The organism is Spiroplasma endosymbiont of Atherix ibis (assembly GCF_964020005.1).
Taxonomy (GTDB): domain Bacteria; phylum Bacillota_I; class Bacilli_A; order Mycoplasmatales; family Mycoplasmataceae; genus Spiroplasma_A.
Map to the genome: position 1 here is coordinate 676779 of NZ_OZ026474.1, position 25837 is coordinate 702615.

General features: G+C 22.1%; 28 protein-coding genes. 8 read left to right on the top strand and 20 right to left on the bottom strand.

From position 1 onward, the window contains the following. The first annotated feature begins 26 nt into the window (after positions 1 to 26). Positions 27 to 203, top strand: a complete 177-nt coding sequence (locus tag AACK92_RS03680; RefSeq protein ID WP_339020289.1) for a hypothetical protein — start codon at positions 27 to 29, stop codon at positions 201 to 203. Between the two features lie 64 nt (positions 204 to 267). On the opposite strand, the gene AACK92_RS03685 is transcribed toward AACK92_RS03680, so the two are convergent. The 5 genes from AACK92_RS03685 to AACK92_RS03705 form a co-directional block, all read right to left on the bottom strand. Beyond that, entirely contained in the window at positions 268 to 1374 is a 1107-nt protein-coding gene (locus AACK92_RS03685) for a hypothetical protein (RefSeq protein WP_339020291.1), read from the bottom strand. Continuing rightward, entirely contained in the window at positions 1375 to 1578 is a 204-nt protein-coding gene (locus AACK92_RS03690; protein ID WP_339020292.1) for a hypothetical protein, read from the bottom strand. A 63-nt stretch (positions 1579 to 1641) separates the two neighbouring features. Continuing rightward, entirely contained in the window at positions 1642 to 2595 is a 954-nt protein-coding gene (locus tag AACK92_RS03695) for a hypothetical protein (RefSeq protein WP_339020293.1), read from the bottom strand. A gap of 325 nt (positions 2596 to 2920) precedes the next feature. Next, positions 2921 to 4564 (bottom strand): hypothetical protein, encoded by a 1644-nt coding sequence (locus AACK92_RS03700; protein ID WP_339020295.1) that lies wholly within the window; start codon positions 4562 to 4564, stop codon positions 2921 to 2923. A gap of 45 nt (positions 4565 to 4609) precedes the next feature. After that, complete coding sequence (locus AACK92_RS03705; protein WP_339020296.1) at positions 4610 to 4711, bottom strand: lipoprotein; 102 nt, start codon at positions 4709 to 4711, stop codon at positions 4610 to 4612. A gap of 165 nt (positions 4712 to 4876) precedes the next feature. Here AACK92_RS03705 and AACK92_RS03710 point away from each other — a divergent pair, with 165 nt between their 5' ends. The 3 genes from AACK92_RS03710 to AACK92_RS03720 are packed head-to-tail and all read left to right on the top strand — an operon-like array spanning position 4877 to position 6031. Then, positions 4877 to 5206: a hypothetical protein gene (locus tag AACK92_RS03710; RefSeq protein WP_339020297.1), complete on the top strand. Its 330-nt coding sequence runs from the start codon at positions 4877 to 4879 to the stop codon at positions 5204 to 5206. Next, the gene (locus tag AACK92_RS03715) at positions 5173 to 5748 is read left to right on the top strand and encodes a hypothetical protein (RefSeq protein WP_339020298.1); all 576 of its coding nucleotides are present in this window, start codon (positions 5173 to 5175) and stop codon (positions 5746 to 5748) included. The genes AACK92_RS03710 and AACK92_RS03715 overlap by 34 nt, the downstream gene beginning before the upstream one ends. Further along, positions 5738 to 6031: an integrase core domain-containing protein gene (locus tag AACK92_RS03720; RefSeq protein WP_339020300.1), complete on the top strand. Its 294-nt coding sequence runs from the start codon at positions 5738 to 5740 to the stop codon at positions 6029 to 6031. Before AACK92_RS03715 ends, AACK92_RS03720 begins: the two co-directional genes overlap by 11 nt. Before the next feature lie 202 nt (positions 6032 to 6233). Here the strand turns inward: AACK92_RS03720 and deoC are convergent, their stop codons facing one another. The 11 genes from deoC to AACK92_RS03775 form a co-directional block, all read right to left on the bottom strand. Further along, positions 6234 to 6896 carry a deoxyribose-phosphate aldolase gene (gene deoC / locus AACK92_RS03725; protein ID WP_339020302.1) on the bottom strand — a complete coding sequence of 221 codons (663 nt, stop codon included), beginning with the start codon at positions 6894 to 6896 and terminating at the stop codon, positions 6234 to 6236. Between the two features lies 1 nt (position 6897). Beyond that, positions 6898 to 7881: a Gfo/Idh/MocA family oxidoreductase gene (locus AACK92_RS03730; RefSeq protein ID WP_339020304.1), complete on the bottom strand. Its 984-nt coding sequence runs from the start codon at positions 7879 to 7881 to the stop codon at positions 6898 to 6900. Further along, positions 7874 to 8443: a hypothetical protein gene (locus tag AACK92_RS03735; RefSeq protein ID WP_339020305.1), complete on the bottom strand. Its 570-nt coding sequence runs from the start codon at positions 8441 to 8443 to the stop codon at positions 7874 to 7876. Before AACK92_RS03735 ends, AACK92_RS03730 begins: the two co-directional genes overlap by 8 nt. Beyond that, the gene (gene nagA, locus AACK92_RS03740; protein WP_339020306.1) at positions 8433 to 9575 is read right to left on the bottom strand and encodes an N-acetylglucosamine-6-phosphate deacetylase; all 1143 of its coding nucleotides are present in this window, start codon (positions 9573 to 9575) and stop codon (positions 8433 to 8435) included. The genes AACK92_RS03735 and nagA overlap by 11 nt, the downstream gene beginning before the upstream one ends. A gap of 72 nt (positions 9576 to 9647) precedes the next feature. Beyond that, positions 9648 to 10841 (bottom strand): motility-associated protein Scm1, encoded by a 1194-nt coding sequence (gene scm1, locus AACK92_RS03745; RefSeq protein WP_339020308.1) that lies wholly within the window; start codon positions 10839 to 10841, stop codon positions 9648 to 9650. Positions 10842 to 10873: 32 nt separating this feature from the next. Further along, on the bottom strand, positions 10874 to 13084 hold the full coding sequence (locus AACK92_RS03750; RefSeq protein ID WP_339020310.1) for an AAA family ATPase: 2211 nt from the start codon (positions 13082 to 13084) through the stop codon (positions 10874 to 10876). Between the two features lie 102 nt (positions 13085 to 13186). Continuing rightward, positions 13187 to 13393: a hypothetical protein gene (locus tag AACK92_RS03755; RefSeq protein ID WP_339020311.1), complete on the bottom strand. Its 207-nt coding sequence runs from the start codon at positions 13391 to 13393 to the stop codon at positions 13187 to 13189. Between the two features lie 341 nt (positions 13394 to 13734). Beyond that, positions 13735 to 14178 carry a hypothetical protein gene (locus tag AACK92_RS03760; protein WP_339020312.1) on the bottom strand — a complete coding sequence of 148 codons (444 nt, stop codon included), beginning with the start codon at positions 14176 to 14178 and terminating at the stop codon, positions 13735 to 13737. A 97-nt stretch (positions 14179 to 14275) separates the two neighbouring features. After that, a complete protein-coding gene (locus AACK92_RS03765) occupies positions 14276 to 15121 on the bottom strand; it encodes a hypothetical protein (protein WP_339020313.1) in 846 nt (281 codons plus the stop codon). A gap of 92 nt (positions 15122 to 15213) precedes the next feature. After that, entirely contained in the window at positions 15214 to 15417 is a 204-nt protein-coding gene (locus AACK92_RS03770; RefSeq protein ID WP_339020315.1) for a hypothetical protein, read from the bottom strand. 24 nt (positions 15418 to 15441) lie between these two features. Then, positions 15442 to 15597 (bottom strand): lipoprotein, encoded by a 156-nt coding sequence (locus AACK92_RS03775; protein WP_339020316.1) that lies wholly within the window; start codon positions 15595 to 15597, stop codon positions 15442 to 15444. 173 nt (positions 15598 to 15770) lie between these two features. Here AACK92_RS03775 and AACK92_RS03780 point away from each other — a divergent pair, with 173 nt between their 5' ends. Both AACK92_RS03780 and AACK92_RS03785 read left to right on the top strand, forming a co-directional pair. After that, a complete protein-coding gene (locus tag AACK92_RS03780; protein WP_339020317.1) occupies positions 15771 to 16100 on the top strand; it encodes a helix-turn-helix domain-containing protein in 330 nt (109 codons plus the stop codon). Then, complete coding sequence (locus tag AACK92_RS03785) at positions 16067 to 16921, top strand: DDE-type integrase/transposase/recombinase (RefSeq protein ID WP_339020319.1); 855 nt, start codon at positions 16067 to 16069, stop codon at positions 16919 to 16921. Before AACK92_RS03780 ends, AACK92_RS03785 begins: the two co-directional genes overlap by 34 nt. Positions 16922 to 16986: 65 nt before the next feature. Here AACK92_RS03785 and AACK92_RS03790 read toward each other — a convergent pair whose 3' ends face one another. Continuing rightward, the gene (locus AACK92_RS03790) at positions 16987 to 17424 is read right to left on the bottom strand and encodes a MarR family winged helix-turn-helix transcriptional regulator (protein WP_339020321.1); all 438 of its coding nucleotides are present in this window, start codon (positions 17422 to 17424) and stop codon (positions 16987 to 16989) included. Between the two features lie 118 nt (positions 17425 to 17542). On the opposite strand from AACK92_RS03790, the gene AACK92_RS03795 reads away from it, so the two are divergent. Together AACK92_RS03795 and AACK92_RS03800 are read left to right on the top strand one after the other, a co-directional pair. Further along, the gene (locus AACK92_RS03795) at positions 17543 to 18760 is read left to right on the top strand and encodes an ABC transporter ATP-binding protein (RefSeq protein WP_339020322.1); all 1218 of its coding nucleotides are present in this window, start codon (positions 17543 to 17545) and stop codon (positions 18758 to 18760) included. 78 nt (positions 18761 to 18838) lie between these two features. Continuing rightward, positions 18839 to 19378 carry an ATP-binding cassette domain-containing protein gene (locus AACK92_RS03800; RefSeq protein WP_339021761.1) on the top strand — a complete coding sequence of 180 codons (540 nt, stop codon included), beginning with the start codon at positions 18839 to 18841 and terminating at the stop codon, positions 19376 to 19378. Here AACK92_RS03800 and AACK92_RS03805 read toward each other — a convergent pair. The 3 genes from AACK92_RS03805 to AACK92_RS03815 are packed head-to-tail and all read right to left on the bottom strand — an operon-like array spanning position 19347 to position 25797. After that, positions 19347 to 20333 carry a hypothetical protein gene (locus tag AACK92_RS03805; RefSeq protein ID WP_339020324.1) on the bottom strand — a complete coding sequence of 329 codons (987 nt, stop codon included), beginning with the start codon at positions 20331 to 20333 and terminating at the stop codon, positions 19347 to 19349. The two genes, AACK92_RS03800 and AACK92_RS03805, sit on opposite strands and share 32 nt — an antisense overlap. A gap of 9 nt (positions 20334 to 20342) precedes the next feature. Next, on the bottom strand, positions 20343 to 24425 hold the full coding sequence (locus AACK92_RS03810; protein ID WP_339020325.1) for an ABC transporter permease: 4083 nt from the start codon (positions 24423 to 24425) through the stop codon (positions 20343 to 20345). Positions 24426 to 24456: 31 nt separating this feature from the next. Further along, entirely contained in the window at positions 24457 to 25797 is a 1341-nt protein-coding gene (locus AACK92_RS03815; RefSeq protein WP_339020326.1) for a lipoprotein, read from the bottom strand. Between the last annotated feature and the right edge of the window lie 40 nt (positions 25798 to 25837).

The following is a 25837-nucleotide window of genomic DNA, read 5'->3' on the forward strand; positions in this document are numbered from 1 at the left end:
GTAAAATATTAATAAGGAGTGAGAATATGAAAGAACAATGTCAAAATACTGGTTGTAACAATGATTTAAATTTTATGGATAAAAAAAGAATCTATATTTATGATGAAAATATTAAAGATGAAGTAGCTATTTTTGTATGCGATAGTTGTTATAAAAAAAGTAAAGATGAAGAAAATAATATAGATTGAGAACATTCTATATAATATTTAAAAATGCTGCTAATAAAGCAGCATTTTTAAATTAAGTAATAATATATAAAAGTAACTTTTAAAAAAAATTATTACCTTTATTAAAACCTGCAAAAAATTTCATTTTTAAATATTCTTGACCCATATTTGGATGTTCAAATCTAAATTTATTTAAAGCAGAGTAAAAACTTTTTTCTTGTTCTTCTAATTTATCAAATCATTTTTTACTATATATAATATTGTCAGCTAAAATTAAAGAACAATTTGAAACAAATGTTTCTTCACTTTTGCTATTTTTCTTAATAACTTTTAAATATTGATCAAAAAAGTCTTTAACATTTTTATTTTTTTTATTAAAAACCATTGTTATAAATGAGTTTTTTTTATCTTCTTGCATAATTATAGTTGCAAATTTTTCTGTAAGAAAAATATTATTAATTGAGTTAATAACATTAAAATTTTCTGGTGTAATTTGAGGCTGAAAAACATCTTTAATTTTGAAATTATTTGTTTTAGATAAAGTAAACTTAATAATTTCATAATTCATTGAATCACCTTTTAAAGCTTCAATAAAAAAACTGTAAAAATCTAATAATGAAGCTACATGATTAGATATTTTTTTTAGATTATATATAAATAAAATCCTTACATTCTCTTCATCTATAGAATTAAAATAAATTCTAAACTCTTCTTTTAAAGCCTCTAATTGAACTCTTGATATAAATAATTTATAAACTATAGTGACAAAATTTAAAATTAAAATATCTTTATCTACACTATTTATTGTTATTTTAATATCTTTAATTTGATTGTCATGTTCTTCACAAAACCCAAAAAATTTAAACTGATTATTTTCCACTTTTTTAAAAAATGATAAAACCATTTGATAATAATTGTCGAATATATTTCTTTTATTTGTTGAAACATATTCATCTTGATCAAAGTTTATATTATATAATGAATTTTCAATTGCACTATTTTCACAATATGGTAAATTACATTTTTCATTTTTAGCTAATTTTATATATATCTTTTCAAATAACTTTGAAGAAAATTGTAAATAATCTTTATATTTTTCAGATTTAATAATAGCTTTAAGAAATGGAATGTAATTGTCAGTTTTCTTTTTTTCTAGTGCTAAATTACAGCATTTCTCAAATTTAGAACCACTTAAACAAAAAAACAACTATTCATCATCAAATGAAAAAAAATTATAATTATTTTTAAGTAAAAAATTTATATTATCATTATCTAAAAAATAATTGTCAAAAATTGAGTCAATGAATTTTTTTGCTTCTTCATTTGAAATTTTTGTATTTCTTGCATTTTTGTACAGTTCTTGTATATTAACAAGATTAGTTAATAAATCTGTTTCTTTAATTTCTGCCATAATAACTCTCCATAAAAAAATAGATAAAATATGAACAACAGTTCCTAGTTATTTATCTATAATTTATCTTCTTCTTGTTTTAAATGTTTTAACTTCTTTTGGTCTAATAATTTTTGGATCTACTGCTCCTTTTTCAAATATTGATGTTATTTTTGGTTCATCTTTATAAATAAGAGTCTTATCCATATTTAAATTTCTTCTAAATTGATTTGTAGGAGCAATATAATTAAACATTTTTTTATTTAACTTAAATTTAATATTAAAAAAGTTAATTAATTCTTCTGAATAATATGTATTTTCACAATAATTATCAAATATATTTTGTCTAAGTTCAACAATATTGTTTAAAGATCTAACAGAATAGATTCATTTAATATCTACCAAGTAAATATCATATAAAAGTTTTGAAAAATAATCTCTAAATATTTCTTCTTCTCTAAATAAAGGAATTGTATCTAAAAAGTCATTAAAGTATTTATTTTTTAAAAAGAATTCATATTCATCAGCATAATTTATAATATCTCCATCATCGATGTTATAAATGGCTTGACTAAATTTTTTAATAAACTCTTCATCATATTGATATGTTGCTTTAATTACATCTAAAAAATTTCTATAAGTTAATTTATCTTCTTCACTTACTTCAATATCTTTAAATTCAAAATACTTTTCTCTAATTTTTCCAACAGCAAAAATACCCATTGCTACTAAAATATCTCTTTTATTTAAATTTGTTTTAAAGAATTTTTCATAGTGATTTCCAACCCCTATTGTTTTTTCATTTTCAAATTCTGCAGGAACTATAGTAATTATTGGGAAAATAAATGGAAAGATACATTTAATTGAATAATAATCTGCTCTTGATTTGTAAGGTCTTAAAATCCCTAGACTTCTAAGAATTGTATTAAATTGATCTAATTCTTCATCTGTTAATACAAATAATGCATCAATTTGAAAATTCATATCTTTTCCTTTTAATTTTTTTGCAAATTTTGGATAATATTTTTCAAAACTCATAGTTGAATTAAGTCATAAACCATTTATTAAATCATTTATTATTAAAAATTAATTTGCATCATTATATATACCATTTGTTAAAATTTGTTCATCATTAAAAATATAAGTTTGTTCTCCTAGATTTAAGAAATTTTTAGCTATAATTTTTTTTACTTGCATATTTTTTCTCCCCTAAGGTTTAATTACATTTATTATAACAAAATTAAGAATAAATATAAAGTAGCATATTATAATAGTTGTGGGAAATATTAAGAGTTATTTTTTTAGTAATTAAAAAAAATATAAGTTTTATAACTTATATTTTTTAATTCTTTATAAAGTTATTTTAAAAGATAATAACATCATTAAACTTGTTTTTTTGTTCAAAATAAATATTCATTTCTACTATTCCAAATAAACTAAATGTCAAATAATTAATATTTGCAAAAAAATTATTACTTGAACTATTACTATATACCTTAAAGAATCCGTTATCATTAGCTGATCTAAATAGTAAGTTATTAAATTCAAAGCTATCTTTTTTATCAGTATTTAGTAAATATAAAATATTAGAACTTTTAAAAACATTTCTTGTCATATCCAATAAACTCAAACTTCTCTCCAACTCTATAAAATAAAACTGTTCATAATTATGCAAGATACTTTTTACTTCTTTAACGCTTCTATCTTTTAAATTATTTTTTATATATTTTCAAATACTATCTCTTTTTTGATAACTAATTTTAAATAATAAATATTGACTATTGATTATTTCTTTAGGAGCTCAAAGTTCTTTATAAACACCAAACAATTTCAATGATAATTCTATAAAACTCTCACTAATCTCATCATTTTCACCATTCATTGAATAAGAAATTGCCAACTTAAAATCAGGCAACTCATGATGATAAGAACTTCCCCCTGCTACTCCAATTCCAATAACAGGAGCAACAAAATCAACATATCCCATAGCCTCTGCTAAATCATAGTAACTATCAGTTACCTTATACTTTTCAACTTCTACAGAAGTTGAAAACTTATTTAAAAACTCATCTTGAACAGAACTATATTTCTTTCTATTTTTTTGCAAAGCTCTTGAATTAAATACTTGTGACTTCAAAGTTTCTTTTATTAGCCCTTCATCACCTAAAAGAATTTTTGATATAGTTTCTGTATCTTGACCTTCTTTTAACTTTATAGCATTTTCTTTATCAAAATTATTCATAATCAAATACTCTTTATTCTCTACTAAAAAATCATTTGATCTATATATACTTCTTTTACTATAACTAATATCTAATGTTGGAAAAGCAAGTTTAAAATACTTATCTTTAAGTAACTTCAATAAAGCCTGATTAAAATTTTCACTATCATTATAATACTTTTTCAACTCAGCATTTGAATTTACAAAAGCTTCATAATCTTGTTTTTCTCCTTTAATATCACTTCATTTCAAATTCACATACTTTTGTGTTTCTTGTGAAGTAAACATATCCTTTGCAATATTTTTATACATCACATCCCCTACTTTTTTAAATGACTCACTTTCTGTTGAAGTATACTTCAATGTTCCTGATTGTTTAAACTTCTCAACATCATTAAGCCCTTTATAGTTAGTCACAATATTATAATCCACTACCACATTACCTATATAACTTCCCTCAACCACTTCTCCTGAATTTATTTCAAAATTATTATTAAAAAGCAACTCAACATGTTCAAAAACAGAATCCATCTCATCTAAAATAATTTTATATTCATTAACTTTTTTTAACTCATTTAATTTCTGTTTTAACAACTTAATTTGAAATAATTTCTCAACATCACTAGTCAAATGTTTTTTATGTTCAACTGTGAATTTATTCTCTGATTTTGAGAATTTCTGAATATTTTCTTTATTCAAAAATTTATAATCATTTTTTACATCTTCTACAGTAATCAAATTACTTGCAACTTCCTTTTCATAATGCTCTGATCATATCTTTGCCACATCCTGTTCAAAATTTCGAACAACCTGAGCAATATCTTTTTTAGATTATTCTGGTTTATTGTCAGATTTTGCACTACACGCAACAACACTAACAGTTGATGAAGCAACAACCCCTACTGTTGCCAATACACTTAATAACTTTTTCATATTTTCCTCCTTTTTTAAGACTTTTATAAAACAAACAAATAATTCAAGTTGATATGTATGATTGTAAAAAAAAAAAAAAAAGTCAATGCTTAAACCCGGAAAAATAAATTGAAGGTTCCCCCATTTTAGGAGACACTTTTATATAATAATAGAAAGGAAAAATATATGGCTAAAAAAGGACAAAAGTTTAGAAAATGAACTCAAGAAGAAAAAGAAAAAATTATTGAATTAAGTTTGAATTGGTATTCTCTAAAAGAAATAGCATTAAAATTTAACTCAACTACTGGATCAATTGGAACAATAATTAACAAATATAAAAATGCAAAGATAAGTGAAGCAAAAACTCGCTTGCCTTATAAAATAGATTACAGCATATCTCAAAAGGCAAATGATTTGTTTATAGGAGTTCTATTCGACTATAATAAAGAATTAATTAAGGAGAATAATATTTTAAAAAAGCAATGAGCCTCCAAGGGCGAAACCAAAAAGAAATAATTCAGGAATTATTAATAAATACGAAATATAATTGAACAATAATTTGCAAAATTTTAAATATCAATAGAACATCAACATATAAAGAAAATAAAACTTTAATGAATTTCCTCAATGATACAAGAATTATGAATTTAGTGATTTCAGAAATTGAAAAAAATAATTTTCTTAGTGCTTATAGTGCTAAAAGATGATCTTTATATTTTAAATTGAATTATATTGACCCTTTTAGGATAAATCACAAAAAATTAGAACGTATATTTAAAAAATTTAATCATATTGCATATTATATTAAGAAACAAACTAAACATGAAATTAAAAAATATAAAGAAACTATTAGAAAAAATTATCTTAAAGAAGCAAAAGAAATGGGATTTGAAAACATTTGAACTAGTGACATAAATCAATTTTCAGTTAAAACAAAAAAAGGTTATATTTGCACAGTTCAAGATAATTTAACTGGAGAAATAATAGGAAAATCTAAAAGAATAGATAATCAAAAAAAAAAAAAAAATTGTGCTTGAAGCTGTAAAAATGGCATATAAAAATAAAAAATATTTAGGTCCAATATTATTACATTCAGATAATGGAAATCAATATACTTCTGAAAACTACATAAATTTATGTAATGATTTGCAAATCATTAGAAGTTATTCAAAACCAGGAACACCTCATCATAATGGCAAGCATGAAAGTTTTCATAGTCGTTTAAAAGATGAAACTATAAGAACATGTCATATTGAAAACATCAATCAATGCTTAAAAATAGCATGAGCATGATTAGATTTTTATAATAATGATAGAATTAGAATAAATAAAAAATGATAAAAAAAAAAAAAAACGTTCCCTCTATAGGGGGAACCTTCTGGGAAATATTAAGAGAGTGATGACCATATTAATTAATTTGAATTAACCAAATTTAAGCAATATTGAAGTAAATATTTAAATTAAAAACGTCAACTTATGTTGACGTTAAATATTTTATTATTATATTACTTTTAAAGTAATTTTAAAAATTTATTCAAATATTTTAATATCCATTTTTATGCTCTTCACCTTTTATAATTGCAACTCCCCCACTTATACCTAATCTTTGAGCTCCATTTTCAATCATTTTAATTGCATCTTCAAAAGCTCTAACTCCTCCAGCTGCTTTTACTTTTGCTTTATCTTGAACAATTGATTTCATTAAAGCAACATCTTCTAAGTTAGCTCCTGATGTTGAAAATCCTGTTGAAGTTTTTACAAATTCCAATTTAGCTTCTAAAGCTAATTCACAGCATTTAACAATTTCTTCTTTTGTTAATAAACAATTTTCTAAAATAACTTTAACACAGTTTTTTGAAGCTGCTTTTTTTACAGCTTTCATATCATTTAAAACTAAATCTCAATTAGCATCTTTTACTGCACCAATATTAATAACCATATCAATTTCAGTTGCTCCATTTTCAATTGCTTGTTTTGTTTCAAAAACTTTTACTTCACTTGTTGTTGCTCCTAAAGGAAAACCTACAACAGTTGTAATACCTACATTTGTATCTTTTAATAACTCTTTTGCATAACTAATGTGACATGGATTTATACAAACAGTTACAAAATCCCATTCTTTAGCTTCATTACATAATTTTTCAATTTCCTTTTTTTGAGCATCTGCTTTTAATAAAGTATGATCTATATATCTATTTAATTTCATTTTAGTTATCTCCTAATTTTTCTTGATCTTTTTCAACTAAGTTTAAAACTCGAACTGTTTCACAACTAATATCTAGTAAATAATCTCTTAAGTAAAAATCATTTTCATATATCATTTTTAAAAATACAGAAATTTCATATTCAAATAAATCTTTGTCATTATTTGATTTATAAATTAATTGAACTTCATCTGAATTTGTATGATTATATAAACTAATCTCTTCTAATTGTATAACATTTTTAAAAGTTAATGTTGCTATATCAGAGAGTAATTCATTTTCAATTCTTCCAGCACTTACTTTACTACATACAATATTTGTAAGAACATCACTTTCATGTCTTAAAAGAACACAATCGCTCATTCCACTTCCATTTGCCAATTTCTGACCCATAGCTTTTACTTCAATAACTGGTCCAAATAAAGAGATACTTAATTCAACTGGATAAATCAAAATATCATAAGTTGATCCTTTTCCAAGATTTGCATCAAATACAGAATCAAACTGACCTAATTTGATTTTTTCCATTCTTGAAGAATATTTATTTAAATTTAAATTTGCTATAAACGGTTGATAATTTTTTACAAACTCAAATAAATGTGAAAATTGTGGACAATGAAAAGTTTTATATGCTTCCATTAAAAAGACATTATTTTTTTTAGCAATCTCAAATAATTCAACTGCTTGATCAAATAAAAGAGTTAAAGGTTTTTCAAGTAAAACATGTTTTTGTTGAGTTAAAAAATATTTTGCTTGTTCATAGTGTAAACCATTTGGTGAAGCAATATAAACAGCATCAATTTCATCTAACATTTGATCAAAATTGTCAACAGCTTTTGCATAAAGCTTATTTTCTCTAATAATATTTTGTGCTTTTGTCTTATTTCTTGAATAACAACAAACTATTTTACAGTTTGGATTTTTAATTGCAGATTGAATAAAACTCTCTGTAATTAAAGAAGTTCCTATAGTTCCAAATTTAATCATTATTGTCCTCCATAAATGGGTTAAAATCATCTTTTTTTTCTAAAACTTTTGTTTTATTTTTAGAAACTTTATTTGCACTTTCTTCATCACTAAATCATATTTTATTAACTAAAGCTTGTTCTTTAAGTCTTGAATAACTTTCTAAAATTGAAACTGCAACTCCTATTAATAATTGAATTATTAGCAATGTAAATATTAATATAATAATATTTTTAAATAAAAATAAAAACATAAGTAAGTTAACTAAAGAGATTAAGAAAATCAAAATTATAAGTAAAGAAATAATATAAATTATTTTCTTTTCTTTCTTATTATATTTATAGTTTAATTTTTTATTTATATCTCTTCTAATAAAGAAAAAAATTAATATGCTTATAATCGCTGAAATAAATAATAATAACTGAATAGCTAAATATGTTTTTGTATTTAATAATAAATTATTATCTTTACCTTTAAAAATATCAATAACTGATACTAATGAAACTGAATAATTAAAAATTAAACCTAAAGTTAACAAAAATTTTATCATTGTGAAACTTCTAGGATTAATTTTATTTTTCATATACTATTTTTCCCTCTACTATTGTTTTTAAAACTTGCATGTCTTTGTTTAAAACTACTAAATCTGCAAACTTAGATTTATCAATGCTTCCTCTTTGAGCAAATATTTTTAATTGCTTTGCAATATTAATTGAAGTCATTTTAATTAAATCTGTCATTTTAATTTTAGGATTTGCTTCAAGCATTGTTCTAACATTATAATCATAAGTTGCTCCAGCTCCTGCTAATACTCCACTAATTTTTAAAGAAACTTTCATACCCTTTTTAATAACTTCTAAATTACCTAATTTATATTCACCATCTGGTAAACCTTTTGCATTCATTGCATCAGTAATAATACAAATACCACTTGAACCTTTAACTTTATAAATTAATTTTAAAGTATCTTTTTCAATATGTATTCCATCTGTTATTACTTCACATAAAATATCGTCTTGATATAAACTAAATGTTGCAAGACCAGGTTCATATTGACTCACCCCACTCATTCCATTAAATAAGTGAGTTACATGTCTAAAACCTACTTCATAATCTTTATAGCATTGATCAAATTTCATGTTTGTATGTCCAACACTTGGTAAAATATTATTTTCTAACATATATTTTGTAAAACTACCATCTTGTAAATCAGCTGCATAAGTTACAATTCTAATATTGTCATTTGACTCTTTTATTAGTTCTTTTAATGAATCAATATTTGGTTTTTCTAATAAAGAAACTTCATGAGCTCCTTTTTTCTCTTCTGAAATAAAAGGTCCTTCTAAGTGCAATCCTAAACATTTAGAACCAATAGGTTCTTTTTTCATAAATTGAGAAAATTCACGAAGATATTTTTGATTGTTTTCTTTTGAATTTGTTACACTTCCTTGAACATAACTTGTAATACCTTCAATTGCTACATTTTTTGAAAATTTTTCAAAAGCTTCAACTGTTCCACTTTCAAAATCAACACCATAACCTCCATGAACATGACAGTCAATAAATCCTGGCATTAATCAATTACCCTTTAAATCAATACCATTCAAATTAGTATTTCCTTGATTAATTGATTTAATTTTTTTGCCTTCTAATTCTAATCATCCATTTTCAATAATTTCAGTTTCTAAAACTATTTTTGCATTTTTTAAAATCATACTTTAACTCCTAACAAATATATTTTAAGTCATTTCCTTGAGTTTTAAACAAAAAAAAATAATACATTCGTATTATTTGTCAGAAAATTTAATAAATCCAAACGTTGCAAACAATGATAAAGTACAAGTAATAAGTGGTAAAAAGGCGCTTAATCAAGGAAATTTGAACATATAATCTTTTAAAAAAATTGATGTATTTAATTGAATTAAGAAAATTATTAATGTTAATAATAAGATTTGAATAAACATTAATCTATTATAATTAAATCTCTTTATTTTTTTAGCCATAATATAGCCAATTATCATTGGTGAAAATGCAATTGGTATAATTAAAATGCTAACTAGAGTAATTAAAATTTGTGTTATGTTTGTATAAGGATGTATAAATCCATGAATTATTATTGTAAAAACAAAAGTTATTGACAATATTCATATTCAAGGACTTCTAATATTTAATTGAATATATTCCTTTAATGAATCAATTCTAATATTTTTTAATCAATTAAAGAATTTTGAAGATCTATTATCTTTTTTTTCAATAAAAATTGCAATATACATTGATGAAAATACTATTAAACAAATAGAAGATATTGGAAATAAAATAAATAAAAAAACTAAACCCACATTTAATGTTGTAATAATACTTGAATCATTTAACAATCCGTTTTTTTCTCAATTAAAAACTGTTCCTTTTGATAAATATATTAAGAAAGTCATAATTGAAAATGAGTCATAATTTTCAAAACCTTGATAGTTTTTATGAAGACTTTTTTGAACTGAACAAAATATGATAATTCCTATAAAAGCAAATAAAAATGTTAAAATAAATGAAACATACATACCAAATTTACCAACATTTTTGAATTTATTTACTTCTGAATTTCTTTTCATAAATTGAATTGAAAATAATATTACTATTACTGACATATAAAGAAAAAATACAATTAATAAAGTTGGAATGATAATAATTGAAGTTATTGTAAAAACTATAAGTTTAAATGGTTCTGAAGTTGACTTAAGTTCATCAATTCCCCCTATACCAAATAAAAAAAATGATAATGATATAGGATTTTTAATTGTTGTTTTCAGTACTTCAAAATCGTGTCCTTGAATATTAGTTCAAGAATCTTTATTATTTTCTGATAATTTATTTTCTAAAATTTTTGTTACATCGATTAAACTGTAAAATGATCCTGCAACTATAAATGCTGTTGCAAGCAATACAGTTATAATTATGGCAATTATATACGTATTCTTATGTTTCATTTTTTTGCCTCCTTCTTATTATATATAAATTATTATTTAATAATCAATGAAATTATAACCTCTTTTAACGTAGTTAATCTTTTTTTTCCATTTTTATAGCATGATTTTACAAATAAATTATTATCTGAAATAATAATTAATTGTTCTTTTGCCCTAGTAATTGCTGTATAAAGCATTTTTTTATTCAAAATAAAATTTGATACTTTATTATTCCCATCTAAAACCAAAATAGTATTTTTATATTCACTTCCTTGTGTTTTATGAATAGAACAAGCATAACTTAATTTAATTTTTTGAAATGAACTATTCCCCATTTCAACTAAACGCTCATTGAAAACTAATTTAGCTGTTTTTAATTTATCTCCAATAAAATTTAATTCCTTTATATATCCAATATCTCCATTTGAAAGTTCTAAAATTGGATCATTTTCAATATACATTACTTTATCATTTACTCTAAATTCAGCATCAAATCTCTTATATACTTTTGAAGTTACAGGATTAATTAAATTCTGAATAATACTATTTATATTATCAATTCCTAATTGATCTTTATACATTGGAGCTATAATTTGAATTTCATTTAACTGTTCTTCTAATTTTGACGGATTCAAATTTAAATAAGTTTCTTTTAAAACATTAATTATTTCATTATAATCTTTTGAAAATACAAAATTTACATTTGTAGAGTTTTCAAAATCAAAATCTTTAACAGTTTCATTTTTAATGGCATTAGAAATTTCAATTATTGAATTTAATTCACCCTTATTAGTTTTTTGTCTATTATTTTTAATAAGTTTTGTAGTTTTAAACTGATTACATTCAATTAAATCCTGATATAAATTACCATAACTTACACTTGGTAATTGTTCAATATCTCCAACTAATAAAATTTTTTTAATTCCTTTTACTCCTTTTAAAAGTGAAGCAAATAAATGATTATCAATCATTGAACATTCATCAATAATAACTAAATTTTTATAAATTGGCTTATCTTCATTAGCTTCAAATATATCATTTCCAGAGTATTGCAATAGTCTATGAATTGTTGAAGTTTTATATCCAGAATCATCTTTTATTTTTCCTGCAGCTCTTCCAGTTGGTGCAGTGATGGCAAAATTTGAATCATTATAAAGCAACTCATAAATTTTTATAATTCCTGTAATAACTGTTGTTTTACCAGTTCCTGGACCTCCAGTAATAATTGAAACATCATTATTAATAAAATTTTTTATTGCTTCAATTTGCTCATCATTATATTTAAAATTCTCAATTTCTGTTCTAGAGGAAATAAACTTTTCTACTTCCTTAATTTTTTCTTCAAAATTAAATTCTTTTAAAAGAGAATTTGATTTATTAGAAAGATTGCATAATTCTTTTGCAATATATTGTTCATCTTCATAACTTTCTTTAGTATAAATTTTTTCATTTTTGAAATAAAGTATTTTCTCATTTTTAGCAAAAAGCAATTTATTATAAAGTTCTTTTTCAGATAAATTAAATTGCTGTTTTAATTTTTTTATTAACTCTTCTAAAGAAGTATATGTATTGCCTTCTTTAAATAAAATTTCTTTTACATATTCACTAGCATATCATGAAATTCTTTTTTCATCATTTTCTTCTATGCCAAAAGTTAAAGCTACTCTATCAATTTCAAAAAAAGGTTGTAATTTATTTTCATTTGCATAATTATAGAAATCTCTTCTTAAAATATCTTCAATAATATTTGAATCTTCAAATTCTCTTTGCAACAAGTTTAAAAACTCCATTTTTAAACTATTTTTAATAAATATATCAAGTATTTTGCTATCGCCAAATTTTGAACAAACTACATCAAAAATAATTTCTGCTTTTGACTCTGTCATATCTTTAATTTTTAAAAGTTCTGACTTATTTTCAAGTATTTTTTTAAAAATATCTTCTTTAAAATAATCAACAATATTTTCTGCAAGCCTTTTACCTACAGTTGGAAAAGTTGGAGAACTTAAATATTTTATTAATCCCTCTCTATCAAAATGCTTAACTTGTGTAAAACTTTTAACTGAGAAATTTTTTTGATTTCTTCTTATATCTTCAACTTCTTCTCCTGTTACTTCATAAATAACTTGCATTTTCATTAAAGAAATCGGTCCAGTTAAAGTAATAGATTTTTTTTCATTATTAAATAAAATAAAAATAGCTATTGCATATCCATTTTCTCCTTTATAAATAAATCTACTTATTTTTCCCTTGTATGTAATCATAATTGTTTTTCTCCATAATACTTAAAAATATTTTATTTGCTCTTTTAATTTTAAATTTGAATCAATAATTGTTTTAAAAAATTTAGCTATTATAAATTCCTTTTACATTGAGTTAGATTTTTTAATTTTAATATTATTAATAATTTTCTCTTTATCTAATCAAATTAAATAATCTCTATTATAAAAAGAGGAATAAATTAGTTTAGACGTTGAACTAGTTATAATAAAATCTTGATTATTTAAAATAAATGAACTATAGTTATCAAGTATTTCTTTTTTATAGTTATTTGTAAAATAAGATATATCCAAAAAACTATTGAATATTTTTTAGATAAATATTTTGCTAAATTTCTATTATCTTTTTCATATAAATCAATAATTTGAATAATCATCTTATCACTTATTTCTTAATAATTTAATCATAAATAAAATAAAAAAAATACCTAGAAAGTATTTATAAATATATTTTGTAAGTATATAAAATATATTTTATTAAAAAGTTGTTTTACTATATTTTCTATAATAAGTTTAATTTTAAACTTAAAAGTTTTTTATTTATTTTTTTAGTTTTTATAGTAAGTTACTTTTTGTTATTTAAAATACATATTTATGTCATATAATCAAAGTTTTCAAAAAATTAAATCTTTTAACTAAATAAACTTAATAAAAGCTTTTGATTGCTGATTTTCAGATAAAGTAAACAATTTTTCATACTTAAAATTAACTGCTAAATAACCTAATTTAAAAGTAATAGAATCTGGATTTTTATCCTTTGCTCCTCCTCTAGCAGGTACAAAAGATATATCCTTTTCATTTAAAACATAATCAATTTTATTATTAAATTTTAAACCATTACCAGCATGATCATTGTTGCTTAAGTCATTAAAATAATTTGGAAAAATATAAAATATTTTACTAGAATTTTCATTTATGAAATTAAATATTTTTAATTTATTCATAAGTTCATTATCGAATTCATTTCCAAGACTAATTCAAATAGATCAAAATAAAATACTTAAACTTCCTGAAGAACTTTGATTTTCTTTAATATTCTCTTTAATTCTTGAAGCTATTTTTTTATTTCCAATATTCATTAAATAATCTTCATCTGAGTTAAAATTCAGGATATTTAAAATTTGAATCTATTCCATAAAAATCATGTAATCCTTTTATTAAAGTTTTTGAAGTAAACTAACTTAAAAAGTTAATTTTTTCTTCTACTTTTGAAGAAACATTATACGTTACAGATAAATTAAAATCTGGCAATTCATGAACATATTTATTATCTCCTGAACCAATAATAATATTTATTCCCTTAAGTTTAATATTTCCAATAGAACTTGCATTAATAAACTCATTTGTTTTTTGAACTAAATTAAGTTGCTCTTCAGATAATTTTATAATTTTAAGATAATTATTTTTTAAATTAAATAATTCTTTATTTCATTTATCAATATTCAATTTTGTAAAATATAAGTTTTTTAAAATATCTATGCTTTCTTGCTTATTAGGATCATTTCTAAAAATACTTTTAAAAATTTTCTCTGAATTTTGTTGTGAATCCATATAGTTTTCAAAAGACTTTGCAATTTTATTTTCAAAAACATTTAGCAAATTAGTTTTAAAAACTGAATCTATGTAAATAGCATTTTTATTAAACTCTAAATTTAAATTTTTAAAACTCGTAAAATACTTTTGTTTAATAAAATCAATTAAATTAGTTTTATATTCATTATTAGCGTTTATATATTTTTTTATCTCATCAGAAAATTCACCATATCCCTCATAAAAATTTTTATTATCTTTTATATTACTTCATTCAAAATTAGAATATTTTTTCATTTCATTTGAGACTAAAAAATCCTTTTCAATATTTTTTACAAAATTATTTCCAACTAATTTAAAAGTTTCACTATCTGTTGAAGTATATTTTAAAATATCTTTAAGTTCAAATTTTTCTAAAGAATACTTACCTTTATATTTTATGTTTATTTTATACTCATTTATAAAATTTCCTATATAAACTCCTTGAGACAACTCCCCAGATTTTATTTTAAAATTATCATTATAAATAATCTCTACTCCATCAAAAAGCGAATCAATATCTTCTAAAATAACTTTATATTTATTTATTTTTTTAACTCATTTAATTTTTCAGAAAGTAAACTTGATTTTAAGATTATATTTTCATCTTGTTCAATTTCTTTTTTATCTTTTAAAGTTAATTCCTTTTCTTTATTTGAAAAAGATTGTATATTTTCTTTTTTAATAAATAAATGTTTTTTTTCATTTTTTTGTACACCAATAAGATTGTGATTAACCTCATTTTTCATATGATCAATATAAATATTTGTAACTTATTTTTGAAAATCTTTTATTATTTCATTTAAATTTTCTTTTGGCTCTTCTGGGTTAGGATTTTTATCTTCTTTTTTTGTACCACATCCAATGAAACTAACAGCTGATGAAGCAACAAACCCTACTGTTGCCAACACACTTAATAACTTTTTCATATTTTCCTCCTTTTTTAAGACTTTTATAAAACAAATAAAACAATTCAAGTTGATATCACTGATTGTATATATAAAAAAAAAAAAAAAAGTCAATGCTTTTTTTTTGACTTCTTTTGAGAAGGTTCCCCCATTTTAGGAGACACTTTTATATAATAATAGAAAGGAAAAAATATATGGCTAAAAAAGGACAAAAGTTTAGAAAATGAACTCAAGAAGAAAAAGAAAAAATTATTGAATTAAGTTTGAATTGCTATTCTCTAAAAGAAATAGCATTAAAATTTAACTCAACTACTGGATCAATTGGAACAATAATTAACAAATATAAAAATGCAAAGATAAGTGAAGCAAAACCTCGCTTGCCTTATAAAATAGATTACAGCATATCTCAAAAGGCAAATGATTTGTTTATAGGAGTTCTATTCGACTATAATAAAGAATTAATTAAGGAGAATAATATTTTAAAAAAGCAATGAGCCTCCAAAGGCGAAACCAAAAAGAAATAATTCAGGAATTATTAATAAATACGAAATATAATCGAACAATAATTTGCAAAATTTTAAATATCAATAGAACATCAACATATAAAGAAAATAAAACTTTAATGAATTTCCTCAATGATACAAGAATTATGAATTTAGTGATTTCAGAAATTGAAAAAAATAATTTTCTTAGTGCTTATAGTGCTAAAAGATGATCTTTATATTTTAAATTGAATTATATTGACCCTTTTAGGATAAATCAAAAAAAATTAGAACGTATATTTAAAAAATTTAATCATATTGCATATTATATTAAGAAACAAACTAAACATGAAATTAAAAAATATAAAGAAACTATTAGAAAAAATTATCTTAAAGAAGCAAAAGAAATGGGATTTGAAAACATTTGAACTAGTGACATAACTCAATTTTCAGTTAAAACAAAAAAAAGTTATATTTGCACAGTTCAAGATAATTTAACTGGAGAAATAATAGGAAAATCTAAAAGAATAGATAATCAAAAGACAGATTTTGTGCTTGAAGCTGTAAAAATGGCATATAAAAATAAAAAATATTTAGGTCCAATATTATTACATTCAGATAATGGAAATCAATATACTTCTGAAAACTACATAAATTTATGTAATGATTTGCAAATCATTAGAAGTTATTCAAAACCAGGAACACCTCATCATAATGGCAAGCATGAAAGTTTTCATAGTCGTTTAAAAGATGAAACTATAAGAACATGTCATATTGAAAACATCAATCAATGCTTAAAAATAGCATGAGCATGATTAGATTTTTATAATAATGATAGAATTAGAATAAATAAAAAATGATAAAAAAAACGTTCCCTCTATAGGGGGAACCTTCATATATATACTATTTTTAAAATATAAAGTTTATTTTAAAAATCAGAATATTTAGTTATCATTATTTTAAACATTAATGATAACTCTTTTGTATTTTCTTCGTTAAAACCCATTTCTTTTTCATATTCATTAACTCATTGAGTAATATCTTTAACTACACTTTCTCCTTTTTGAGTTAAATATATCTCATTTTCATTTGCTCTTGAAGAAACTTTTTTTTCAATATAATTATTTTTAATTAAAGTTTGAATATTTCTATGCATTGTTGAAATATTTGTATCTGTTAAATCAGCTAATTCTACTTGACTAATACCTTCAACATTCTTAATAAACATTAAATGTAAATATGCCATTCTATATAGATCTGAATATTTTTTTATCATTTTTAAACTTATTCTTTTACTTAAAATAATAATAACTAAGTTACCTTTTACAAGAGTACTTAAATTATCTAAATTGTATTGTTTTTTCATTGACACCTCACAAATACTATTGTAAAATTAACTTGTTTCATATGAAACAAGTTAATTTATTTAAAATAAAATTTTATTACTAATATCTATTATAAAGAAAAATATGGAGAATATAAAAATGATTATTAAAAAAAGAAAAAAAATAGAACTCTATACACACTTATTTAGAGCAATGAAAGACAAGAAACTATTAACATTTTTAATGTTTATCTTAACAGCTTTAATTGCTTTATTGTTAATTTGAAATATTAAAGCTATTGAATATATTACAGCTCTTTTAGTATCTAAAAGTGTTTTGGATTCAATGCTTTCAATGAAAACAACTGACATTTATGAAATAATCAAACAATTAGGATTAAATTTTACTCAAGAACAAATTGATAAAATTTGAAATAGTTTAAACTTTAATTCTAATATCTATGAACAAATAATTCAAAAATTCTTTTATGATTTTATATATTATGATTGGCAAAATATATCTATAATTTTATTTGGGAAAAATTTTGGCCTATATGATTTATCCTTTTCAATGATTTTTGATGTTACACTTGTTGTAATACTCTCTTATATAAATTTTATTATTAGTGGCCATATTGCTCAAGCATATGAAACAAAATTTAAAATAAATCTGATAAATAAGATAATTGATCAAGATTTAAATTATTTTAATTCCAATAAAAATGGTCAATTAATTTCAACAATAGTAAAAGATAGTTCAATTGTAACTTCTTATATAAAAGAAGCACCAATAATTTACTTTTTATCTGTAATTATAATCTCATTTTCTGCAATATTAATGTTTAATATTAGTTGAAAACTAGCTTTATGTGTATTTGGACTACTACTTACTTTTATGTTAATAATTTTTATAACAATAATAATTTCAAATAAAACTACAAAAAAAATTAGCAAAATATCACAAGATTTAGATAATGAATTAAGTGAAAAAATATATAACATTAGATTAATTAAATCTGTTGGAACTTTTAAAGAAGAAAAAAAACATTTTGATGAAATGATAACTCATGTTTCAAAAAAGAAAAAGAAAAAATTCTTTGCATCAGAAATCCCTTCTGCATTGATAATTGGAGGTATAGGAAGTTTTTCAATGGCAGCAATTATCTTTGGAGTATTTCTATTTTATAACCAAACTCAAGCTTTAATTAGTATTATGACTTCATTTACAGCTGGTGTTATTGTTATGACAATTCCAATTATGCAATTGAGACAAATAATTTCTTATGCACCTCAAGCACGAGTATCTGCTACTAATATTAGTACATTACTTAAAAGTGAAATATTTATTCAAAAAGATAAAGAAAAATTAATTAAATAAACAATTAATTCAATTAATCTAAAAAATATAAGTTTTGCTTATCCTGAAACAAATGAATTTATTATTAAAGATTTTAATATTGATTTAGTTAAAGGAAAAAAATATGCTTTTGTTGGTCCTACTGGAAGTGGAAAAACTACAATTGCAAAATTATTACTTAGATTTTATGATCCTCAACAAGGAGAAATTTTTATTAACAATAAAGTTAAATTAAGGGATTTAAATTTAAAATCATGACTAGATAAAATTGGTTATGTAGACCAAGAGCCTCAAATATTGAGTGGTAATATTTATGAAAATGTAAGTTATGGTTTAGAGAATAAAAGTCAAGAAGATGTAATTAAAGCTTGTAAAAAAGCTAAAATTCATGACTTAATTATGAGTTGACCAAATCAATATGAAACAATTTTATTTGAACGTGGAGCACAACTAAGTGGTTGACAAAAACAACGTTTATTAATTGCAAGATTAATTTTAAAAAATCCTGAAGTTTTAATTCTTGATGAAGCAACAAGTGCTCTTGACAATATTATAAAAACAACTTTTTTATTTTATTTACTAAACTTAACCATTACTAGTTTTTTATTTATAAAATTATTTCATCTCCAAAATAATTAAAAGTTAATTCTAATTTTCCTGAAAGATAACTTTTATATTCATTGTTATGACTTTCAATAGTTTCAAAAACTGCTTTATAATAGTTTTTATCTATCTTAGTAATTTTTAAACCTTCAATATCAATATCATTTACCAAAATTGTCAAATACTGTAGTTTATTTGAAAAATTTAAAGTAACATATTGAGAAAAAATTTGAAAAGGACTTACAATTGTAAGTGTTCCTAAATCATTTTTTACAATAGTGCCTGCCTCTTTTGCCAAATTATTAATATCAATTTTTTCAGAAGGTAAATTTGGATTTGGACCAACAACATCAAAATCTAATGTAATTTGTCCATAAAACTTATCTCTATTATTTTTATCAAAATCTTTAAAATTAAGTATCGCCTTTTTATCTGTTATTGTAATATTTTCACTATTTAGCATTTCTTTTGCAATATCATCGATTCTAGAAATTAAGTTTAAATTATTAAAAATCATTTTCATAAGTACAGTTTTTACTCTATTATCTTCAATATTTTTTAAATTAGTTTTCGAAATTACATCTTTTAGATATTTTGAATTAGTTATTTTTTGTTTAATTTCAATTTTATCATTTTTATTTAACTTATTTTTTATAATAAAAATATAATTTCCATTTCTTAATAAATTATCTTCTAAACCTTTTTCAAGAATCATTTTATTGCGAGTTATATCTCAAGTTAAATTATTTAAATCATATCCAGCTAATTGCAAATGTTTATCTAATTCATCAATAAGATCATAAGTATAAATATATTTTTTAACATCTATTTTTTTACTATCAAAACCTTTAAAACCAGATTGTTTTATTAAGTATACAGGATCTGGTATTGATATTTCTTCATAATCTGATAAAGATTTACAAGAAAGCACACTAAAAGAAGTTGATGTTGTTATTGAAATAGTTGTTAAAAGCATCAATATTTTTTTCATACAAGTTACCTAACTTTCTTGAACAGCTAATAATAAATTAATTCTTTTTAAAATAAATCAACTTATTATTGAAGCTAATATATAAATAATTCACACTAATACAAATGTTAATACACTATATCATCATGTTGTTGCAAAAAATGGAACAACAATACCTGAAGACACTAAATTTGAAGTAACAACTTGAACTATTAAAATACCAAATCCTATACCAATTAATGTAGTTAAAAGAACTATAGGAATATACATTCCAATAAATAATTTAATTATATAAAAATCTTTATATCCAAGTACTTTCAATACAGCTATATTTTTTTGATATTTAACTATTACTAAGTTAACTATTAACATAATTATAATTACACAAATTAATAAGAAAGTAGCTGTTACATAGTAAACAACAACTTTTGCATATTTCATTATGCGTGATATTATTTTTAATGCTGCCTCTTTTTGATCAATTGTTTTAATTGTAGAGATTTGATATCCTGAAATAGTTTGAGAATTTGCAACTCCCCCATTTAAACCATAGCTTGAGAAATCACCAAATTGTTGACTTACATTAATTCCTTTACTTAAATCACTAAAGGAACTATCATTTGAATTTTTATAATTAAATATCGGATATTCACTTTCAAAAAGTTTAAGTATATCTTCTCTTTTTGAATCTTGTTTAACTCAGTTTTTAAAATCTTCAAATTTATTTTTATATTCATTTGGAGAATAAACTTTTATTTCTCAGTTTGGAATTTTTTGAATAAACTCTTTTAAAACTAAATTTACATTACCTTTATCTTTTGGATTAATTCATTCTTTAATAAAATTTTGAAAAAGAATTTGTTCGCTTTTATCATATCCATATATTTTTTTAACATTATCATTTTGAATTCATGCTTTTGCACTTCCATATTGTCTAGATATTCCAACAACTTTATAAGTTTTATTTTCACTTACTGTTTTTTTAGTAACCCTACCTGAATCTACTTTCTCAGACATTTCTGTTGGCTTTGTCATTGTTTCAGATGTTGTATCTAAATCTGTATTGTAAACAAATTTATCTTTATTTTGAGTTATTATATTATTTTTTCATCCTTTTTGTTTAGAACTTGCAAAAGATCTTGAATACAATTCTTTAGAATTTGTATATCCTCCTTCTCCTTCTGCATCCATTTTTGTTGTATCTCAACTATATGGATCTAATTCTTTTTCATCTACAGCTAAAACTTTTTTAAAGTGCTCAATATCTATTCTTTCTCCAACTTTAACTTTTAAAATTTTTGCAAGAGATGAATTTATAACTATATTATTTTCATCTTCAAAAAGTTTATCTTTTAAATTATTATTGCTGATATCAAAAAGAGATTGAGTTTTATTATTTTTGTTAAGACAATATATTTTAAATGCTTTATTTTTAGAAGATGATTTAATTGTGATTCCTAAATCATCTGTTGATGTAATATAAGGTATTACATTAAACAAAGCATTAAAATATTTACTTTCATCTAAGAAACTATCTGAAATAACTTTTCTTAAAGCTTCTGGACAACTTGCATATACTCCTTGTAAAAATCCCTGTTGAAGATTATCAATAAAATACGCTTTAATTCAATTATAAATAGCAGCTGCATTACGAGCTGTATTTTGTCATCATGTATTTTCATTATTGGCTTCTAAATCTTCATAAAAACTTTTTTCAAATATAGAATCTTTTCTAATCCTTCCTGATTTTGCTAATACTGGAGTTACATCTCCTCCACTTATTCCAATTTTATTTAACTGCTCATTGCTAATTAATTCTTTTAAATTACTTTTATACTGTCCATTTTCAAAATACTCATTTCTTTGAATATTTAAACCTATTGTTGTTTTATATTTTAAATAAAAAACTCTTAGATTTTCAAAATCCTCTAATTTATCTTTTAAATTATTTTTACTACTAAGTACATCTAAAACTTTTGATACTTCATAATAATGATCAAGTTTATAAAATTTATAATCTTTTCAAACACTAGATATTAAAGTTCCTCTTAAGATATAATTGTCTATTCCTTCAATATTAATGTTTAATTTTAAATTAGGATTTGTTAAAAAATCTTTATTTAAATTTTTATAAGCTAAATCTGATAATGTTGCAACATCCTCTTTTGGAGTAAATGTTGAATATGATATTTGATTATTTAAATACATATCAAATATTTCTTGAGCACTATTTAATTTATTCTTTTCTTTACTTAGAGGGTTATATGTTTTATAAAAAGTTGTTGGTGCATTATAAATTGGTGACTCATATTCAATTTGATTATCATAATCATTGTCCAAATATTTATACTTTATATAGTTATTTAAAATTGAAGGTGCAATAATACCTACAGAAATTATTGTTGAAGATATCAACATAACTGATGTTATAGTAAACAATCTTGATAATGAAGAAGCCAAAATTGCTCCTTTAAATCTAGAATCAAATTTTTTACTTCTTGTTAATAATTTTTGAAATTTAAGTTTATATTTATTTACTGTTGATATATTTTCATAATTTATCATCTGTAAAGCATTATATTTATTAAAAACAAAATAGTAAATAGAAAGTGTAACTATTAGTAAAAATGAAAATAATCCTATAACCATTGTTAATAAACCTAATCAGGAAAAACTAATTTGTACAAAATTTATTGTAAAGAAATTTTTAAAAATATTTATTATAAATATTTGCATTGGTAAAGCAAGAAGATAACCTAAGGTTCCCCCTATTATTGAAATAAAAATTGGATATAAACAATTGGAAATTATAAGTTCATTTTTTTTATAACCAAGAGATAATAAAATTCCATTTTGTCCAAACGTTTTTTGAATATTATTTCTTAAAATTATAGTTAAAATTCATACTCCAATTAACACAGTTACAATTGTTACTGCATACATAATTATTTTAAAATACTTAATTATTTTCATATACATCTGTGTTCTTAATACAAAAGAGTAATCTTTATCTGCAACATCATAAACAACTTTGTTAGAACTATGAGTTGGAGGATTATAACTAATTGTTAAACCATACTCTTGTGCTTTATTTAGATTTGTTAATATTGAATTTAATTCAATATTCATTTCTTGACTAATTTTATTTATAAACTTTAGAGAATAATAAACTTCTTTATCTTTAGATGATATTATTCTAAGAGTTTCTTGTGACTGAGTTTCAGAATTAGAATTTCAAACTCTAAAGTTTTCAATTTCATGATCATCAATAACTTCTTTCATTTTATTTACAATATTTTTTTTAAAAGAAGTTGTTAAATAAGTTCTTTGTCAACCAAAATTTTTTGGATTTACATAAGCTAATCCTTCATTATTTAAATTTGGTAATGGTGAGTTAGAAGATATTATAGGCATCATAAAGTCAGCACTTGATCCAAATCCTACAACTTGAAATCAATTCATTGATGAATAGTTTGAACTATTAATTCATTCATTAATATCTTTATTTTTATATTTTGAAATGTCAACTGAATTATTTTCACTATTTTTAACTAAAACACTAGAACCAAAAGAATCATCATTTAAACGAATAATATCATTAATTTCAATGTTATTATTTTTAGCAAACTGTTCAGAAAGATAAACTCATCTTTTCGATAAATCATTTTCTGAATCAATATAACTTTTTCAAGTTTCTAAACTCATTCCTTTTTTAACAATAAAAACGTCAACTTTTTTGTCTGGTTCTAAGTTAATAACTTTAATACTCTTATTTGAGTCTAAAATAAAATTTCTAGTTTCAGTTCTGTCAAAATCAAATTTTAAATTACTATTTTTTTTCTCTAAACTATATTTTAAGTAATTTAAAATAATTTCATCTCTTACTTCATTATTTGTAATAGATTTAAATTCATCATTTTCTATATAATTGTAGTTACTTTCTGTAAATTGAATAATAGAGTCATGTAAATTACTATTTAATGCAAACTCTTCTCTACTCTTAATTAATCTTTGTGAAGAAGAATCTGTCATAGTAAATATAAAAACAGATAAAAACATTAACAAAATAACCATTACTAATTGTAATTTATTTTTAATAATGTTTTTAAACATGTTTCTAAAAAATAATTTTTGCTTAGTCAAATTATTCTTGTACTACAAATTTATAACCATAAGTTTTTCCCTCTTTTGGAGGTGTTAGTTTTTTAATTAATTCTTTATCATTTTCAGGATCTAATTTAGTTGAAACTAAGAAAAATGCCATTTGATCAAATGAATAAACATACTCTCCTCCAGGAAGTAATTCAATTGTTGGAACTTCATTTTCATTTGCAAAATTAATTGTTGAAAACTTTGTAAACATTTCTTTTGATACTTGATTTTTAAAAGATTCACCTGCTTGATCATAAATTTCTGAAACTATTGTTTTAATATTTTTAGAAGAATATGCTTTTTTTGATACTATAAAATCTTTTGAATTTGGTCTATATTCTCCAAAAATCAATCTATCTTCTTTTGCCAATTTGAATTTAACAGTTACTGTTTGTGAATCAGTTGCTGTAATTATATTATCATTAACTAAAATTTTTTCTTCTCCCCCTCATGATAGATTTATTTTAAAATTATCCATAGACATATTTTCTTCTATTTTTGATGCACTAACTCCTGCAATAGCTACAGCAGATGTAAATAAATCTCTTGCTAAATAAGCAAATAATTTATTTCTATCTCCCAAGTTTTGAAATAACACAGGTAAAGCTATCAAAATATTGTCTTTAGCTACACTATTGCCATGCTCATCTTTATAAGTTCCATCAAAACATTCTCTTCTGTTATCATATAAAGATCCTGGTAAATAAATATTTCCTATATCTGTAACTTTTAAAACATCATCTGAACTTATATTTTTGTTAATTGTTAAAATAACTTCTTCAGTTCCTTTTAAAATATTTTGATTTTTTGATTTTATTATAACTCTACTGTTATTGTAATCTATATCTCCTATTTCAATATCTTGCTCATTTAAGAAAACTCCGTTCATTATTGCAAATGAAGTTCTTATTGAGTTTTTTGTAACTTTTTTATTTTTCATTACATCTTTTATACTAATTGATTTATTTACAACACCATTTTCATCCATTTCTCCTACAAGAATATTTCTAACCAATGATTCATTGTCATCAGATAAATCCAATGCTTTAATTTTATAATTAAAAATAATTGGATTAAATTTAGAATTAGATGATGTAGATTTTTTATAAACTAATTGTGCACTATTTTGATTATAATCAAATACTTCAAGTTCATTTATATTTGCACTTGGATTTTTCTTTTTATAAGCATTTAAAATAGTTTCAGGTAAAACATTATCCAATAATACATCTTCTGATTCTGGATTTGTGCTAGGTTTTGTACATGCAACTGTTGTTGCACTTGTAGAAGCAGTTATTCCAACTGCTCCTAATAATGATAATAATTTTTTCATAATTTTATACTTCTCTTTCCTTTAAATTTATACTTAAAAA